16 protein-coding genes are annotated in these 15,215 nt (G+C 70.0%); 4 read left to right on the forward strand and 12 right to left on the reverse strand.

Annotated features, from left to right (window positions below; all coding sequences use genetic code 11):
• Positions 1–29 precede the first annotated feature (29 nt).
• A complete protein-coding gene (locus AB0259_RS06670; protein WP_251580473.1) occupies positions 30–842 on the forward strand; it encodes a ParA family protein in 813 nt (270 codons plus the stop codon).
• Positions 843–883: 41 nt separating this feature from the next.
• Here AB0259_RS06670 and AB0259_RS06675 read toward each other — a convergent pair whose 3' ends face one another.
• From AB0259_RS06675 to AB0259_RS06685, 3 genes are all read right to left on the reverse strand, one after another.
• Positions 884–1,429 (reverse strand): MerR family transcriptional regulator, encoded by a 546-nt coding sequence (locus AB0259_RS06675; protein WP_366219960.1) that lies wholly within the window; start codon positions 1,427–1,429, stop codon positions 884–886.
• Positions 1,430–1,526: 97 nt separating this feature from the next.
• Positions 1,527–2,207, reverse strand: a complete 681-nt coding sequence (locus AB0259_RS06680; protein WP_251580472.1) for a MerR family transcriptional regulator — start codon at positions 2,205–2,207, stop codon at positions 1,527–1,529.
• The gene (locus AB0259_RS06685) at positions 2,204–2,692 is read right to left on the reverse strand and encodes an FHA domain-containing protein (RefSeq protein ID WP_251580471.1); all 489 of its coding nucleotides are present in this window, start codon (positions 2,690–2,692) and stop codon (positions 2,204–2,206) included. The genes AB0259_RS06680 and AB0259_RS06685 overlap by 4 nt, the downstream gene beginning before the upstream one ends.
• 138 nt (positions 2,693–2,830) lie before the next feature.
• Between AB0259_RS06685 and AB0259_RS06690 the strand changes: the two genes are divergently transcribed.
• Positions 2,831–3,406, forward strand: coding sequence for a copper resistance CopC family protein (locus AB0259_RS06690; protein ID WP_366219959.1), 576 nt, complete (start codon positions 2,831–2,833; stop codon positions 3,404–3,406).
• A 29-nt stretch (positions 3,407–3,435) separates the two neighbouring features.
• Positions 3,436–4,836, forward strand: a complete 1,401-nt coding sequence (gene lpdA / locus AB0259_RS06695; RefSeq protein WP_366219958.1) for a dihydrolipoyl dehydrogenase — start codon at positions 3,436–3,438, stop codon at positions 4,834–4,836.
• A 112-nt stretch (positions 4,837–4,948) separates the two neighbouring features.
• On the opposite strand, the gene AB0259_RS06700 is transcribed toward lpdA, so the two are convergent.
• The 8 genes from AB0259_RS06700 to AB0259_RS06735 form a co-directional block, all read right to left on the reverse strand.
• Positions 4,949–5,578 (reverse strand): CYTH domain-containing protein, encoded by a 630-nt coding sequence (locus AB0259_RS06700; protein ID WP_366219957.1) that lies wholly within the window; start codon positions 5,576–5,578, stop codon positions 4,949–4,951.
• Positions 5,568–5,810 (reverse strand): response regulator, encoded by a 243-nt coding sequence (locus AB0259_RS06705; protein ID WP_251580467.1) that lies wholly within the window; start codon positions 5,808–5,810, stop codon positions 5,568–5,570. The genes AB0259_RS06700 and AB0259_RS06705 overlap by 11 nt, the downstream gene beginning before the upstream one ends.
• Positions 5,811–5,898: 88 nt before the next feature.
• Positions 5,899–8,415, reverse strand: coding sequence for a glycogen/starch/alpha-glucan phosphorylase (locus AB0259_RS06710; RefSeq protein ID WP_366219955.1), 2,517 nt, complete (start codon positions 8,413–8,415; stop codon positions 5,899–5,901).
• Between the two features lie 59 nt (positions 8,416–8,474).
• Positions 8,475–9,491 carry a YihY/virulence factor BrkB family protein gene (locus AB0259_RS06715; protein ID WP_366219954.1) on the reverse strand — a complete coding sequence of 339 codons (1,017 nt, stop codon included), beginning with the start codon at positions 9,489–9,491 and terminating at the stop codon, positions 8,475–8,477.
• Positions 9,492–9,566: 75 nt separating this feature from the next.
• A complete protein-coding gene (locus AB0259_RS06720) occupies positions 9,567–10,088 on the reverse strand; it encodes an A24 family peptidase (protein ID WP_366219952.1) in 522 nt (173 codons plus the stop codon).
• A gap of 4 nt (positions 10,089–10,092) precedes the next feature.
• Positions 10,093–10,389, reverse strand: coding sequence for a DUF1905 domain-containing protein (locus AB0259_RS06725; RefSeq protein ID WP_366219950.1), 297 nt, complete (start codon positions 10,387–10,389; stop codon positions 10,093–10,095).
• Positions 10,390–10,443: 54 nt separating this feature from the next.
• Positions 10,444–11,430, reverse strand: a complete 987-nt coding sequence (locus tag AB0259_RS06730) for an aldo/keto reductase (protein ID WP_366219948.1) — start codon at positions 11,428–11,430, stop codon at positions 10,444–10,446.
• Positions 11,431–11,440: 10 nt separating this feature from the next.
• Positions 11,441–12,403 (reverse strand): LysR family transcriptional regulator, encoded by a 963-nt coding sequence (locus AB0259_RS06735; protein ID WP_366219947.1) that lies wholly within the window; start codon positions 12,401–12,403, stop codon positions 11,441–11,443.
• Between the two features lie 80 nt (positions 12,404–12,483).
• Between AB0259_RS06735 and AB0259_RS06740 the strand changes: the two genes are divergently transcribed.
• Positions 12,484–13,524: an aminotransferase class V-fold PLP-dependent enzyme gene (locus AB0259_RS06740; protein WP_366219945.1), complete on the forward strand. Its 1,041-nt coding sequence runs from the start codon at positions 12,484–12,486 to the stop codon at positions 13,522–13,524.
• 5 nt (positions 13,525–13,529) lie between these two features.
• Here the strand turns inward: AB0259_RS06740 and AB0259_RS06745 are convergent, their stop codons facing one another.
• On the reverse strand, positions 13,530–15,197 hold the full coding sequence (locus AB0259_RS06745) for a sodium:proton antiporter (protein ID WP_366219943.1): 1,668 nt from the start codon (positions 15,195–15,197) through the stop codon (positions 13,530–13,532).
• Positions 15,198–15,215 lie beyond the last annotated feature (18 nt).

The following is a 15,215-nucleotide window of genomic DNA, read 5'->3' on the forward strand; positions in this document are numbered from 1 at the left end:
CAGCCTAGGGGACGGTAACGTGGTCGCTTGTGCACGTACTCTCCGTCAGCTCCCTCAAAGGTGGCGTCGGCAAGACGACCGTGACCCTGGGCCTCGCCTCCGCGGCGTTCGCGCGCGGGGTGCGGACCCTTGTCGTCGACCTGGACCCGCAGTCCGACGTGTCGACGGGGATGGACATCCAGGTGGCCGGTCGGCTGAACGTCGCCGATGTCCTCGCCAACCCCAAGGAGAAGGTGGTCCGTCAGGCCATCACCTCGAGCGGCTGGGCGAAGGTGCACCCGGGCACGATCGACGTCATGATCGGCAGCCCGTCCGCCATCAACTTCGACGGCCCGCATCCGAGCGTGCGCGACGTCTGGAAGCTCGAAGAGGCGCTGGCGACGATCGAGGCGGACTATGACCTCGTCCTCATCGACTGCGCCCCCTCCTTGAACGCCCTCACGCGCACCGCGTGGGCGGCATCCGACCGCGTCGTCGTCGTGACCGAGCCCGGCCTGTTCTCCGTGGCCGCCGCCGACCGCGCGCTGCGCGCCATCGAAGAGATCCGCCGCGGTCTGTCGCCCCGACTGCAGCCGCTCGGCATCGTCGTGAACCGAGTGCGCCCGCAGTCCATCGAGCACCAGTTCCGCATCAAGGAGCTTCGTGACATGTTCGGGCCCCTGGTCCTGACCCCCCAGCTCCCCGAGCGGACCTCGCTCCAGCAGGCACAGGGCGCCGCCAAACCCCTGCACATCTGGCCCGGCGACTCCGCCCAGGAATTGGCCGGCGACTTCGATTCGCTGCTGGACCGGATCGTCCGCACGGGTCGGATCCCCGTCGCAGGAACCGCCTCGCCCGCCTGAACAGCGCGTCGGGAACGCGATCCGCGCGGCTGGAGTGGAACTCAGGCGGAGCGTGCAGCGCGCCGAGCGGCGAGCTCGTCGACCTGTTCGGGCTGCTGAGCATCGAAGTCGACCAGCGTGGTCTCGACCTCGCGCAGGACCTTGCCGACGGCGATGCCGAAGACACCCTGACCGCGGCTGACGAGGTCGATGACCTCGTCGTTCGACGTGCAGAGATAGACGGACGCCCCGTCGCTCATGAGCGTCGTTCCCGCGAGATCGCGGATGCCGGCCGCGCGCAGCTGATCGACGGCGATCCGGATCTGCTGCAGCGAGATGCCGGTGTCGAGCAGCCGTTTCACGAGCTTCAGGACGAGGATGTCGCGGAATCCGTACAGTCGCTGCGATCCGGAGCCGCTCGCGCCCCGGACGGTCGGTTCGACCAGCTCGGTCCGCGCCCAGTAGTCGAGCTGCCGGTACGTGATGCCGGCAGCACGCGCCGCCTGGGCTCCGCGGTAGCCGACTTCGTCATCCATCTCGGGGAGGCCGTCGGTGAACAGGAGTTCGGTCGAGAACTTCTGCTCGCCCAGCGCATCGTGCGCGGTCATCGGGGCCTCCTGCGGGTAATGGGTAGTTCCACGCTAGAGGAGGGAATGGCCTCCGGCAACGACATCCGACTGGTCGGGCCCGGCGTGTCGCGGGTCGTCACGGCGTGAGACGGTCGAGAGCCGCCGCGACGAAGACCTGGCGGATCTCCTCGAGGCGGCGAGCCAGTTCCGGCGCGATCTCATTCGCTTTTGCACGCGACCCGGCGTCCGCCCGACGCAGCAGCGGGGCGATCGCGCTCTCGATGAGCGACACCTCGCGCTCCGCGCTCTGCCGGATGCTGCGGATGTGGCGAGGCTGGATCCCGTGCGCGTCGAGCGCGACGAGGGAGCGCAGCACGCCCAGAGCCCGTTCGTCGAACGAGTCGGCGGGAGTGATGAGGCCGGCCGAGACCGCCTCGTTCAGCAGCGTGGCCGAGGCACCCGCAGTGCTGAGCAGCTCGTCGCGGCGGTAGCGCCGCGACGTCTGCACGATGGACGCCGGGGGTACCGGCGCGATCTCGTCGCCGTGCTCCTCGAGATACTCACGGATCCGCGCCAACGGGATGCCGAAGTCGCGCTGCATGCTCAAGGCCGTCCGCAGTCGCTCCACATCCGCCGCGGAGAACTTCCGATAGCCGGACTCCGTGCGAACGGGCGTGACGATGCCCTGTACCTCGAGGAAGCGGAGCTTGCTCGCCGTGAGGGCGGGGAACTCCGGGCTCAACCGGGCGAGGACCTGACCGATGCTCAAAGACCCCGAGGACGCCGCTCGTCCCCGGGTGGCGGCGGCCGAGCTCACGCGCCGATCGCCCGCTCTGCCGGAGCGATGAAGAAGTTCAGACGGAATTTGCCGACACGCACCTCGGCGCCGTCGGTGAGCGTCGCACGGTCGACACGCTCGCCGTTGACATACGTCCCGTTGAGCGAGCGCTGGTCGATGAGCTCGAACGTCGCTCCTGTGCGGGTGATCTCGGCATGACGGCGCGACACGGTGACGTCATCGAAGAAGATGTCGGCCTCGGGATGACGGCCCACGGTCGTCACGTCGGTGTCCAAAAGGTATCGTGCGCCCGCGGTCGGGCCGGACCGAACGATCAGGAGCGCGGCGCGGGCAGGAAGAGCGTTGATCGCCTCGACCTCGGCCGCCGTCAGCTCTGCGCCGAAGGGGACGAAGGACAGGTCCGAGTCGTGCCCGAACGTCTGCGTCGAATCCACGAGACGCGGGTGCGCCGACGTCTCGGCACCCCGATGGATGTCGCCGCCCGGTCGCTGATTCTGCTCCACGATGTCCTCCTTCTCCCACAGTAACCGATCGGTCCCGCTCACGGTGGCCGGGTCCGCCGCGAGGCGACATGGTAGCGGCCGACTCCTTCGCACGACAGGGCCGGAGGGCGGCGACTTCCGCACACTAACGTCGCCCTCATGACCCTCACCAGTCGCCCCCGCGCGCGGCGTCGGAGTGCCGCGATCGCGGCCACGGTCCTCACCGCGCTTGTGTTCCTCGCCCCCGCCTCGCCCGCCGCGGCCCACGACGAGCTGCTCGGTTCGGACCCCGCCGCCGACGAGATCCTCGGCACCACCCCCGACGAGATCACCCTGACCTTCAGCGCTCCACCTTCGACCGAAGCGGGCGCCGCGGTGCTCGCCGTCTACGACGAAGCGTGCCGATCGATCGCGGAGGGCGACCCCGAGGTGACCGACAACACCGTCACCCAGGCCATCAGCGGGCCGGTCGAGGGTGCGGTGCTCGTCCAGTGGCGGGTCGTCTCAAGCGACGGTCACCCCATCTCCGACCAGTTCACCTTCTCCGTGGGTGAGGACGGCAAGACGGCGGCGGTCGAGGAGTGCGGGGAGTCGGCGTCCGAGCAGTCGGAAGGATCCTCCGAGGGCTTCAACGCGGTGCCGTACGCCGTCGGCGGCGGCATCATCTTCCTCGCCGTCGGCGTGGTGATCGCCGTCGCGATCGTGCGCGGTCGGCAGGGCGAGACGAAGGAGTGACGCCACCGGCGGCGGACTAGGCTGGAGGCATGCCTCACTACGACGTCGTCATCCTCGGTGCCGGCCCCGGCGGCTATGTCGCGGCCGTCCGCTCGGCACAGCTCGGACTGTCCACCGCCATCATCGAAGAGAAGTACTGGGGCGGTGTCTGCCTCAACGTCGGCTGCATCCCCTCCAAGGCGCTCCTGAAGAACGCGGACCTCGCGCACACCTTCACCCATAAGGCCGACCTCTTCGGCATCAGCGGTGACGTCTCCTTCGACTTCGGCACCGCGTGGGACCGCAGCCGGAAGGTCGCGGAGACCCACGTCAAAGGCATCCACTTCCTCATGAAGAAGAACAAGGTGACCGAGTACCAGGGTCGCGGATCCTTCATCGACGCGAAGTCCATCGAGGTCACGAAGGAGGACGGCTCGAAGGAGACCGTCACGGCTGACAACGTCATCATCTCGACGGGTTCCACGGTCCGCCTTCTGCCGGGCGTCACCCTGAGCGAGAACGTCGTCACCTACGAGGAGCAGATCCTCACCCGTGAGCTCCCGAACTCGATCGTCATCGTCGGCGCCGGCGCCATCGGCATGGAGTTCGCGTTCGTGCTGAGCAACTACGGCGTCAAGGTCACCATCATCGAGTTCCTCGACCGCGCCCTCCCGAACGAGGACGTCGAGGTCTCGAAGGAGATCCAGCGTCAGTACAAGAAGTACGGCATCGACATCCTCACCTCGACCAAGGTCGAGTCGGTCGTCGACTCCGGCGACAAGGTCACCGTGTCGTACTCGGCGAACGCCGACGGTGCGAAGGGCCAGATCGAGGCGGACAAGGTCCTCATGTCGATCGGCTTCGCACCGCGCGTCGAGGGCTTCGGACTCGAGAACACCGGCGTCAAGCTCACCGACCGCGGCGCCATCGAGATCGACGACTACATGCGCACGAACGTCGACGGTGTCTACGCGATCGGCGACGTCACCGCGAAGCTGCAGCTCGCGCACGTTGCGGAGGCACAGGGTGTCGTGGCGGCCGAGACGATCGGCAAGGCCGAGACCCAGACGCTCGGTGACTACCGCAACATGCCGCGCGCAACGTTCTGCTCGCCGCAGGTCGCCTCATTCGGCCTCACCGAGCAGCAGGCCCGCGACGCCGGCTACGACGTCAAGGTCGCGAAGTTCCCGTTCTCCGCCAACGGCAAGGCCAACGGCCTCGGAGAGCCCGTCGGCTTCGTGAAGCTGATCGCCGATGCCGAGCACCTCGAGCTGCTCGGTGGCCACCTCATCGGCCCCGACGTGTCGGAGCTCCTGCCCGAGCTGACCCTCGCGCAGAAGTGGGACCTCACCGCCCTCGAGGCGGCTCGCAACGTCCACACGCACCCCACGCTGTCCGAGGGCCTGCAGGAGGCGTTCCACGGCCTCGCGGGACACATGATCAACCTGTGACGCCTGCGCAAGACCTGTCGGAACGCATGGGTCTTCAGTAACCTGGCGAAACGACTGACGCCGCCCCAATCGAAGCCGGGGGCGGCGTCAGTGCGTTAACGGGCGCCGGAGATCACAGCCCGAGGGCCCGCTCGAGCTTCGAGCCCGATCCGGAGACCTCTCCCCCGACGCCCCGGACGAGCTCGTCGGCCGCGGCGAACAGCGCGTCGCGGGCCGCGGCATCCGTCGGCGCTGCGGGGCCGAGCTCGAGCTCCCACTCGCGCCACGACGTCTCGACGCCCCGACGGACGTCGGTGGCGGTGACCCGGTCGTCGACGAACTCGGCGAGCAGATCGCCCGCCGCGTCGAGGAGTGCGTAGGCCGTGCGCGCGTTGCGGATCCGCGCGAGCGGCGCGAACGGCGGCGCGGCGAGAGGGGCCAGGGCCGCCTCGATCGCCTCGGGCACCACGATCTGCTCAGGGCCGCTGTCGTCGAGCGGCCAGCGGGACTCCGCCTTGCCCTCGGCCGTCACGCGCTTGATGTGCCAGCCCTCGTCGGGCCCGCCGCTGCGGCGACGCAGCGCGACCCGAGCGCGTCCGAGCGCACCGTCCGCGGTGTCGAGGTAGTGCGCGTCGAGGTCGCGCGGCTCCGGGCTGCCGACGGCGGCGACGCCGGGAAGCCTGGCCCAATCGGGCAGTGGCGTCCCGGCGTCGACGTCGTAGGTGCGCTCGATCTCGAGCGAGTGCTCCGGCTCAGTCGTCAAGAGTCGAACGGTCGTCGCGCTCGTCGGCGGACGGGTCGATGTCGTCCTGCGAGGCGACGAAGCGGAAGTCGGCGGACGTGGGTCCGTCGCCCTCCCCCGTGCTCTCATCGGCGCCCGCGCGCTCATAGGTGATCTGCGTCTCGCTGTAGGGCAGGATCAGTCGATCCGTGTCCTCCTCGAGCGGGATGACCTGGCCGTCGAGCGGGCCGCCGTGAAGTCGTGCGATTGCCATGATGTACCTCCGACACCGACTCTAACCCGGCACCCCACCGGCTCCGTCGCGCCTTGTCAGCCCGCCGGCGCGGTGATATCCGCGCCCGTCAGACGAGCGGCGGCGTGTGCCAGATGCGGTCGATGTAATCGCGCATGGACCGGTCGGACGAGAAGAACCCGCATCGCGCGACGTTGAGGATCGCGGCCCGCGTCCAGGCATCCTGGTCCGCGTAGAGGGCGTCGACCCGCTTCTGCGCCGCGACGTAGTCGGTGTAGTCCGCGAGGGCCATGAACGGGTCATGGTGGATCAGGTTGGACACGACCGGTTCGAACACCGATGCGTCTCCCCCCGAGAACGCCCCCGACGAGATGAGGTCGAGCGCCCGCGACAGGTTCTCGTCCGCGCGGACGAAGTCGATCGGGTGGTAACCGCGCGCCTGCAGGTCGGCGACCTCGGGCTCGGACATGCCGAACAGGAAGAAGTTCTCGTCACCGACGAGCTCGCGGATCTCGACGTTCGCGCCGTCGTCCGTCCCGATCGTGAGTGCGCCGTTGAGGGCGAACTTCATGTTCCCCGTGCCGGACGCCTCCTTGCCCGCGAGGGAGATCTGCTCCGAGAGGTCGGCCGCCGGGACGACCCGCTCCGCGAGCGTCACGTTGTAGTTCGGCGGGAAGAGGACGGCGAGACGGCCCTCCACACGCGGGTCGGAGTTGACGACCGAGCCCACGGCGTTGATGAGGTGGATGATGCGCTTGGCCATCGCGTAGCCGGGGGCCGCCTTCGCCCCGAACACGAAGGTGCGCGGCGTCACCTGGTCGGGGGTGACCCGACCCGAGGCGATCGCGTCGTACTCGGTGATGATGTGGAGGAGCTTGAGCGTCTGGCGCTTGTACTCGTGGAGCCGCTTGACCATGACGTCGAGCAAGTGATCGTCGGCCACGGTGAACCCGTCACGCTCGGCCAGGGTCTTTGCGAGCACCCGCTTGTTGGACGCCTTCACGGCGCGGAAGGCGGAACGGAAACCCGCGTCGTCGGCGTAGTCCTCGAGTTCGCGGAGGCGGTCGAGGTCGGTGAGCCAGCCGGGACCGATCGTGTCGGTGATGAGACGCGAGAGGCCGGGGTTCGCGAGTCGGATGAAGCGGCGCGGGGTGACCCCGTTCGTGACGTTCGTGAACTTGCCCGAGTAGAACTCGTCGAAGTCGGGCAGCACCTTCTCGCGCAGCAGCTGCGAGTGCAGCTCTGCGACGCCGTTGACCTTGGACCCGGCGACCGTGGCCAGGAAGGCCATCCGCACGGAGCCGTCGGGCGAGATGATGGACATCCGCCGGATCCGGTCGTCGTCGTCGCCGAAGCGCTCGCGAACCTCTTCGAGGAACTCGTCGTTGATGCGGTAGATGATCTCGAGGTGCCGAGGCAGCAGGCGGCCCAGCAGGTCGGCCGGCCAGACCTCGAGCGCTTCGGGCAACAGCGTGTGGCAGGTATAGGCGAAGCACTGCTGCGTGATCTGCCAGGCGACATCCCATTCGAGCTTGCGCTCGTCGACGAGCACCCGCATCAGCTCGGGGACGCCGATGACGGGATGGGTGTCGTTGAGCTGGAAGATGACCCGCTCGGGGAGCTTCTCGAGGTCGAAGTCCTTCGGCAGGATGAGGTTCACGAAGTCGCTGATGGATGCCGCGACGAAGAAGTACTGCTGCTGCAGCCGCAGCTCCTTGCCCTGCGGCGTGGAGTCCTCGGGGTAGAGCACCTTCGAGATGTTCTCGGCGTAGGTCTGGGCGCGCACGGCCTCCTGGTAATCGCCCGCATTGAAGACGCGGAGGTCGAAGCCCTGCGTCGCCTGCGCGCTCCACAGACGCAGCGTGTTGACGCGCCCGTTGTGGTACCCCGGGACCATGTAGTTGTACGGGACCGCCAGGACGTTCCAGGCCGGCACCCATCGCGTGCGCGCGACGCCCTCGTCGTCGTACGTCTCGGTGTGGCCGCCGAACGAGATGGTCTGCGCCGCCTCGGGGTGCGGGAACTCCCACGGCGAGCCGAGGGCGAGCCACGAGTCGGCCTGCTCGACCTGCTGACCGTCGACGAAGGTCTGCCGGAAGATGCCGTACTCGTAGCGGATGCCGTACCCGATGCTCGGCACGCCGAGCGTCGCGAGCGAATCGATGAAGCAGGCCGCGAGCCGGCCGAGACCGCCGTTGCCGAGACCGGGCTCGACCTCGAGCGCGCGGACGTCCTCCAGGTCGAGGCCGCACGCGACGAGGGCCTCTGCCGCGATGTCGTTGAGCCCGGTGGCGAGGAGGTTGTTGTCGAGCTGCCGGCCGAGGAGGTACTCCGCGGAGAGGTAGGCGACACCCTTGGCCTGGGTCGAGCGTTGCCGACGGACGTCCTCCAGCCAGCGGGCCATCAGGTAGTCACGGACGGTCGCGGCGAGGGCGAAGTACCGGTCGTTGGCCGTCGAGGTCGACAGCGCCACGCCGCGTCCGTTGTTGAGGTTGCGGAGGTACTGCGTCACGAAGCCGTCGACGGTCGGCTCCGGTGACTGCACCGGCGCGAGGGCGATCGGGTGGCTCGGCTGAAGTCGCGGGTTCTTCACGGTACGACGGTACACACCATGGCCGTGCCGCATCGAGTCGATGCGGCAGAGTTCACACAGCGGTGACGAGGCGGTGACGAAGGAGCGGCGTGTCAGTCCTTCGCCCGTTCGGCGGCGAGGGCGTCCCGGGCCGCCTGCAGCTCGTCAGCGGCCGCCTGCATCTGGTCTTCGGCGGTCTGCACGCGGCGCTCGACGAGCGTCGTCGCCCCGTGCACGCGGCGCACGCGGTCCTCGCTCTCGAGCGTCGCCGCGACGATGTAGGCGGACGCGATGAGGATCACCTGGCACGAGAGGTTGATCCACAGCAGCAGGGCGATGAGGGCGGCGAAGGTCGCGAGCAGCGGGTTGGAGCCCGCGCCGCCGACGAACAGGCTCGAGAGCTGCTGCAGGACGGTCAAGCCGAAACCGCCGATCAGCGCTCCGGTCCACAGCGCCCGCGCGGGAGGACGGATGCCGGAGAGCGCGCGGAACAGGAGCGCGACCATGGCCGTGTCGAGCAGGAACGTCACGAGGATGCCGACCGCGGCGCTCACGGCGACGGTCACGGGGCTGTCTGCGGACACGCCCACGACATCGGCGACCAGGCCGACGCCGGCGGTGCCGACGATCGTCGCGACCGCCGCGGCGGCCAGCCCCGCGCCGATGATGATGGCGAGGAGGAGGTTGCGGGCGAGGACGATGAAGAAGAGCGTGTCGTCGTGGACCTTGTCGGCGATGATCCGCAGCGAGGTGCGCAGCGACCCGATGGCACCGATCGCCGCCATCACGAGGCCGATGAGGGAGAACACGCCGGTCAGCGAGAACGCGATCGGCTGACCGAGATCCTTGGTGTCGATGACGCCGCCCTCGCCCACGAGTCCGGGGATGACCCCGTCCACCGCGTCGATGAGGCCCTGCCACGCCTGCGGATTGCCGGCGAGCCAGAGGGCGGCGACCGAGAAGCCGAGCAGGACGCCCGCGAACACGCTGAACAGCGTGCGGTAGGTCACGCTGTCGGCGAGGAGCGGCCCCCGATGCTCGCTGTACCGGAGGTAGGCCCGGACGATCCGCCACGACAGCGCACGGGCGATCAGGCGCGGGACGAGCGGGGTCTTCGTGCTGTCGGCCATTCCCTCACGCTAGCGACGAGGTGACCTCGACCAGGGTCCCCTTGCGCCGGGCCCGCGGATCTGGCATCGACTGCGTCAGACCCCGAGCCCGGTTGCCGTCTCCGCGCCGAAGACGATGCCGGTCCACGCGCCCAGCAGCATCCACGGTCCGAACGCGACCGCGGTACGACGATGAGCACGTCGCGTCGCGAGGAGGATGGTGCCGTAGAGGCCGCCGAAGACGAAACCCGCGAGCGCCCCCACGGCGAGCGCGGGCCACCCCGTCCATCCGAGCGCCATTCCGAGGACGCCGGCGAGCTTGACGTCTCCCCCGCCCATCCCGCCACCGGCTGCGCGGAGGACGGCATAGAACACGAAGAGCACGACCCCTCCGATCGCCGCGCGCACGAGCGATGTCCAGGGTGCGCCGGCCAGGCACGCGACGAGAAGCAGTCCGCCGAGGACCGGATAACCGGGAAGGACCCAGGCGTTCGGCAGACGGTGCGTGCGAGCGTCGATGACGGCGAGCGTCGTCGAGGCGACGGCGAGCCACGCGAAGGCGAGCGCGACGGCCGTGATCGCGACCGGGCCCGTCACCCCGGCGAAGGGCGCCAGCACGGACTCAGCCCTCCAGCACGTCGAGCCGCGCCTTCACGGTGTCCCCCTCGGAGATCCCCTCGCGCTCCCGCACCGACCGTTTGAGGGGCAGCACGTACACGCCCCGGGCCGCGTCGGGGAAGATCGACGTCCGCCACGAGGACGAGCCGACCGTCACCTGCACGGGGACCGATCCGAAACCTCGACCGGGTCTCGGCACGTCGCGGATGTCCTCGCTCGCCTCCGAGGAGAGTGGCACGAAGTACCAGTCGTCCCTCCGCGCCTCCCAGCGGAAGAGCACCCCGGCGGTCTCGACGATCATGCCCTCACGGTAGCGATGTCGCCCGCACGGCGGCGCGCGGCATCCCCACCCCGGTCACCACTGGGGGTGGATGTCCTCCCGCAGCCGACGGTCGTACACGTCGACGACGGCGGCTGCGAACGTCTCGAGCACGGCGGGGTCGGTCGATCCGGCCTCGGCGTTGCTTCGAGCCTGCGCCGTCGTGCGGGCACCGGGGATGACGGAGGTGACACCGGGGCGGGACGCGATCCAGGCGAGGGATGCCGCGGGCAGCGACACGCCGTCGGGCAGAGCCGCGCTCAGCTCCTCCGCCGCGACGAGCCCGGTCTCGAAGTCGACACCCGAGAAGGTCTCCCCTCGATCGAACGCCTCGCCGTGACGGTTGAACGTGCGGTGGTCGTTCGCGGCGAAGGACGTGGAGGCCGTGTACCGCCCGCTGAGCAGTCCCGACGCGAGGGGCACGCGGGCGAAGATCGCGACACCGGCCGCCTCCGCGGCCGGGAGGACCTCGTCGAGGGGCTTCAGACGGAAGGGGTTGAAGATGATCTGCACGTTGCTCACCCCGGGCCGCGCGATCGCCGAGAGCGCCTGTGCGCAGGTCTCGACGGAGACGCCGTACGCCGCTATCGCGCCGCTGTCGACGAGGGCGTCGAGCGCGTCGTACGTCTCATCTGCGTCGATGACAGCGGACGGCGGACAGTGCAGCTGCACCAGGTCGAGCGTGTCGACTCCGAGGTTCTCCCGCGAGCGGTCCGTCCACGCGCGGAAGTGGTCCGGCGTGTAGTTCTCGGGCTCCTGCGGAACACGCCGACCCATCTTCGTGGCGACGGTCACACCGTGTCCCGGGTGCGCCGCCAGGAAGCGGCCGATGAGGCTCTCGCTCCGACCGTCGCCGTAGACATCGGCGGTGTCGAAGAGCGTCACGCCCGCCTCGACGGAGGCGGCGAGGACATCGAGCGCCTGGGATTCGGAGACGTCCCCCCAGTCGGCGCCGAGCTGCCAGGTCCCGAGGCCGATGCTGGAGACGGAACGGCCGGTGGCGGCGAGGGGGCGCTGGTGCATGGGGCTCACACTACTTCGCCCGCGCGGCCGCGGGGTCCGCATCCGTCATCTCTCTGACGGTGTCCGCGAGGTGCCGGAGGACGGTGGCGACGGCGGGCACCCGGGCGGCCCCTCGCGCGGACACGGCGTGGAGCTCGCGCCGGTCCCCCGACGACAGCGGACGGGTGATCACCCCCGCCACGAGGGGGAAGGAGGCGACCGCGAGACGCGGCAGCGTCGCGACCCCCACTCCCTGCGCGACGAGCTGTTCGACGGCGGCGACGTTGTCGGTCTCGAAGCGGATGCGGGGGACGAATCCCGCTCGCGAGCACGAATCCAGCAGGTGACTGCGGCACCGCGGGCAGCCGGCGATCCACTCGTCGTCGGCGAGAGCACTGAGGTCGACGACGTCCTCGGCGCTGCGCGCGTGTCCGTCCGGCAGCACGAGGAGCAGGTCCTCCGCACCGATGCGTCGGGCCTCCAGCCCGCGGATGCTGTCGCCGTGCGCGTCGGTGCCGTCGCCGGGGTGGCTGAAGGTGAGGGCGATGTCGGCACGGTCGGCGCGGACGGCCGAGACCGCCTCGGGCGGCTCCGCCTCGACGTACGTGAGCGAGAGGCCCGGATCGGTGTCGGCGAGGCGACGCATGAGGCGCGGCAGGACGGTCGGCGAGGCGGAGGGGAAGCCGACCAGGCGGACGGTGCCGATCCTTCCTCCGCCGAGGTCGGCGAGCTCGCCGGCCACCGCGCCGAGCGCCGTCGTGATCGACGTGGCATGACGGGCGAGGATGCGGCCCGCCTCGGTGAGCCGCATCCGTCGCCCCACCCGCTCGACGACCGCCATCCCCAGCCGGCTCTCGAGCCGGCGGATCTGCTGGCTGACGGCGGGTTGACTGTAGCCGAGTGCGGTCGCTGCGGCGGTCACGGATCCCGTGTCACCGACGGCCTTGACGATGCGCAACTCGGCGACGGAGAGGTCCGGAACGGGCTGTGGCATGTCGATATATAACGCGATGTCATGCATTCGATGCAATACCTGCCGTGGTGCACTCGATCATCCGCCAGGACCATGGAGTCATGGCCCTCTCCCCCGCGACCGTCCGCTCGGCGTTCCCCGACTCCCGTGGATACGTCGCGGCCTGCACCGCCGGCATCCCGCCCTTCGCGACGCGGGACGCCGTTCGGGCGGATCTCGAGGCATGGCCGGATCCGATCCGCTACGCGACGAGCGCCGAGCGCTGCCGCTCCTCGTTCGCGCAACTGGTCGGGGTCGACCCCGCCGCCGTCGCCCTCGGCGCGCAGACCTCGGCGATGGTGAGCCTCATCGCGGCGTCGCTCCCCGACGGCGCGGTCGTGCTGTGCCCGGACGGCGAGTTCTCCTCCCTCGTCCTCCCCTTCGTCCACGCCGGTCGCGGCATCACGGTGCGCACCGCACCCCTCGATGCGCTCGCCGACGCGGTGGACGACGAGACGACGCTCGTGGCGTTCTCGATCGTGCAGTCCGCGACGGGTGCGGTCGCGGATGCGGACGCGATCGTCGCTGCGGCCCGCCGCCGGAATGCGCGCACCCTCTGCGACGCGACGCAGGCGATCGGATGGATGCCGGTGTCCGCCGGCGCCTTCGATGCGCTGGTGTGCCACGCCTACAAATGGCTGTGCGCGCCTCGCGGGGTCGCGTTCCTCGCGATCCGCGAGGACTTCGCCGGCTCGATCGGTCCGCGTCAGGCGGGGTGGTACGCGGGCGCAGATCCGTGGGCATCGTGCTACGGCACGGACGCGACGCTGGCGGCATCCGCCCGACGGTTCGACGTCTCGCCGGCCTGGCAGGCGTTCGTCGGCGCGGAGCCCGCGCTCGCTCTGTTCGCGGACGCCGATCCGCGGGCACTGCACGACGAGGTGACCGAGCTCGCCGAAGCCCTCCGACGCCGTCTCGATCTGCCCGCTCCGTCGCGGGCGACACCCATCGTCACCTGGCGCGACGAAGGCGGCGACGATATCGCCCGACTGCGCGCCGCGGGGATCGTCGCGTCGAGCAGGGCAGGCAATGCCCGCGTCGCACTGCACGTGTTCAACGACGAAGGGGACGTGGAGGACATCGCGCGGACCCTCGGGCGCTGACGGCGTCAGATGCGACCGGTGCGCAGTTCGATCGCGATCTGCGCGGCGTCGACCACGGCGAGTTCGTGCGCGAGCACGTCGGCGTCGAAGGTCCCCGTGTCGCGCGCATCGAGGAGAGCGCGTCGCTGCGCGTCGATGACCGCGAGGCGATGCGCGCTCTCGATCTCGAAGATGCGCGCCCGATCGGCATCCGCGGGACGCTCGGGCGCGGGGACGGAGGCCGCGCTCTCACGCAGAAGCTCGAGGATGTGCCGACGCTCCTCCCCTTCGCGCTCGCGCGTCTCGTCCGCGGACGCGGCCGGCGTGAGCGCAGCCACGAGCGGTGCGACCGACGCGCCCTGTCCGACGAGGGAGACGACGGCGACGGCGAAGGCGATGAGGATGAGGACGGACCGCAGCGGGGTGTCCTCGGGCAGCGTCTGCGCCGCAGCCAGGGTGATCGCTCCGCGCATGCCCGCCCAGACCACGAGCGCGCCCTCCCGCCAGCCGAGCGGCGCCTCCTGGAAGTAGCGGATGTCGGCGAGGCCCCGGGTCACGCGCGGTCCGAATCTGCGGACGGTGCCCCGCGAGACCCGACGCCCACGGCGGGCGAACGCGTCGACGAGCTGCGCCTCGCCCTCCTCGCTCTCGAGGCGTTGCGCGATCGTCTCGAGCCGCGGCTGCAGACGGCGCATGCGGCGGGCGCTCATCGAGAGCAGTGCGAGCAGCGGCGCGACGTACGCCGCGCGCGCGACCACCGTCAGGAGCCAGGCTCCGGCGGCGATCAACAGGGCGGGGGCGATGCCCTCATGCGCCCTCTCGACGTCCGAGAGGATCGAGGTCAGCTGCAGCCCCATGAACAGGAAGACGAACCCCTCGAGGATCAGCTCGACCGTCCGCCAGTTCTGCGCGTCCGAGAGCCGATTGCGCGCCGAGAACACGCGAGGACCGCCGACCCCCGTGATGATGCCCGCGACGACGGCGGCGACGAGACCCGAGGCGCCGAGCAGCTCCGCAGGGATCGCCGCGAGGAACGGCACCGTGAACGAGAGCACGGTGTTGACCGTCGGATCGGTGGCCCGCCGACGGACCGTCAGGTTCAGCCACCCGAGTGCCGCGCCGATGAGGACGGCGACGATGACCGAGTAGGCGAAGGTCCCCACCGCGCCCCAGAAGGAGAAGGATGCCGCCGCGGCGGCGACGGCGGTGCGCAGCAGCACGAGCGCGGTGGCGTCGTTGAGCAGACTCTCGCCCTCCAGGATCGCGATCACCCGCTTGGACACGGGCGTGCGTTTGATGATCGCCGTCGCGACGGCGTCTGTCGGGCTCACGATCGCGCCGAGCGCGACGCCCCAGGCGAACCCCAGATCCGGGATCACGAGCATGAAGAACAGGCCGAGCACGAGCGCGGTGCCGATGACGAGGAAGACCGAGAGTCCGGCGATCGCGCCGAACTCGCGCCGGAAGTGCATCGCCGGCATCGAGACCGCTGCGGAGTAGAGCAGCGGCGGGAGGATGCCGAGAAGGATCCACTCCGGGTCGAGGACGAAGTCGTCGAACATCGGGAGGAAGCTGCCGCCGACACCGACGCCGACCATCAGGATCGGCGCGGCGATGCCCGCCCAGCGGCCGACGACAGTGGTCAGCGCGACCACGAGGAGAGCGACCACCAGGCCGACAAGCGTCTCGATCACACCGAAAGCCTCTCAGAG

This window comes from Microbacterium sp. NPDC080005, assembly GCF_040702445.1.
Classification (GTDB): domain Bacteria; phylum Actinomycetota; class Actinomycetes; order Actinomycetales; family Microbacteriaceae; genus Microbacterium; species Microbacterium oleivorans_D.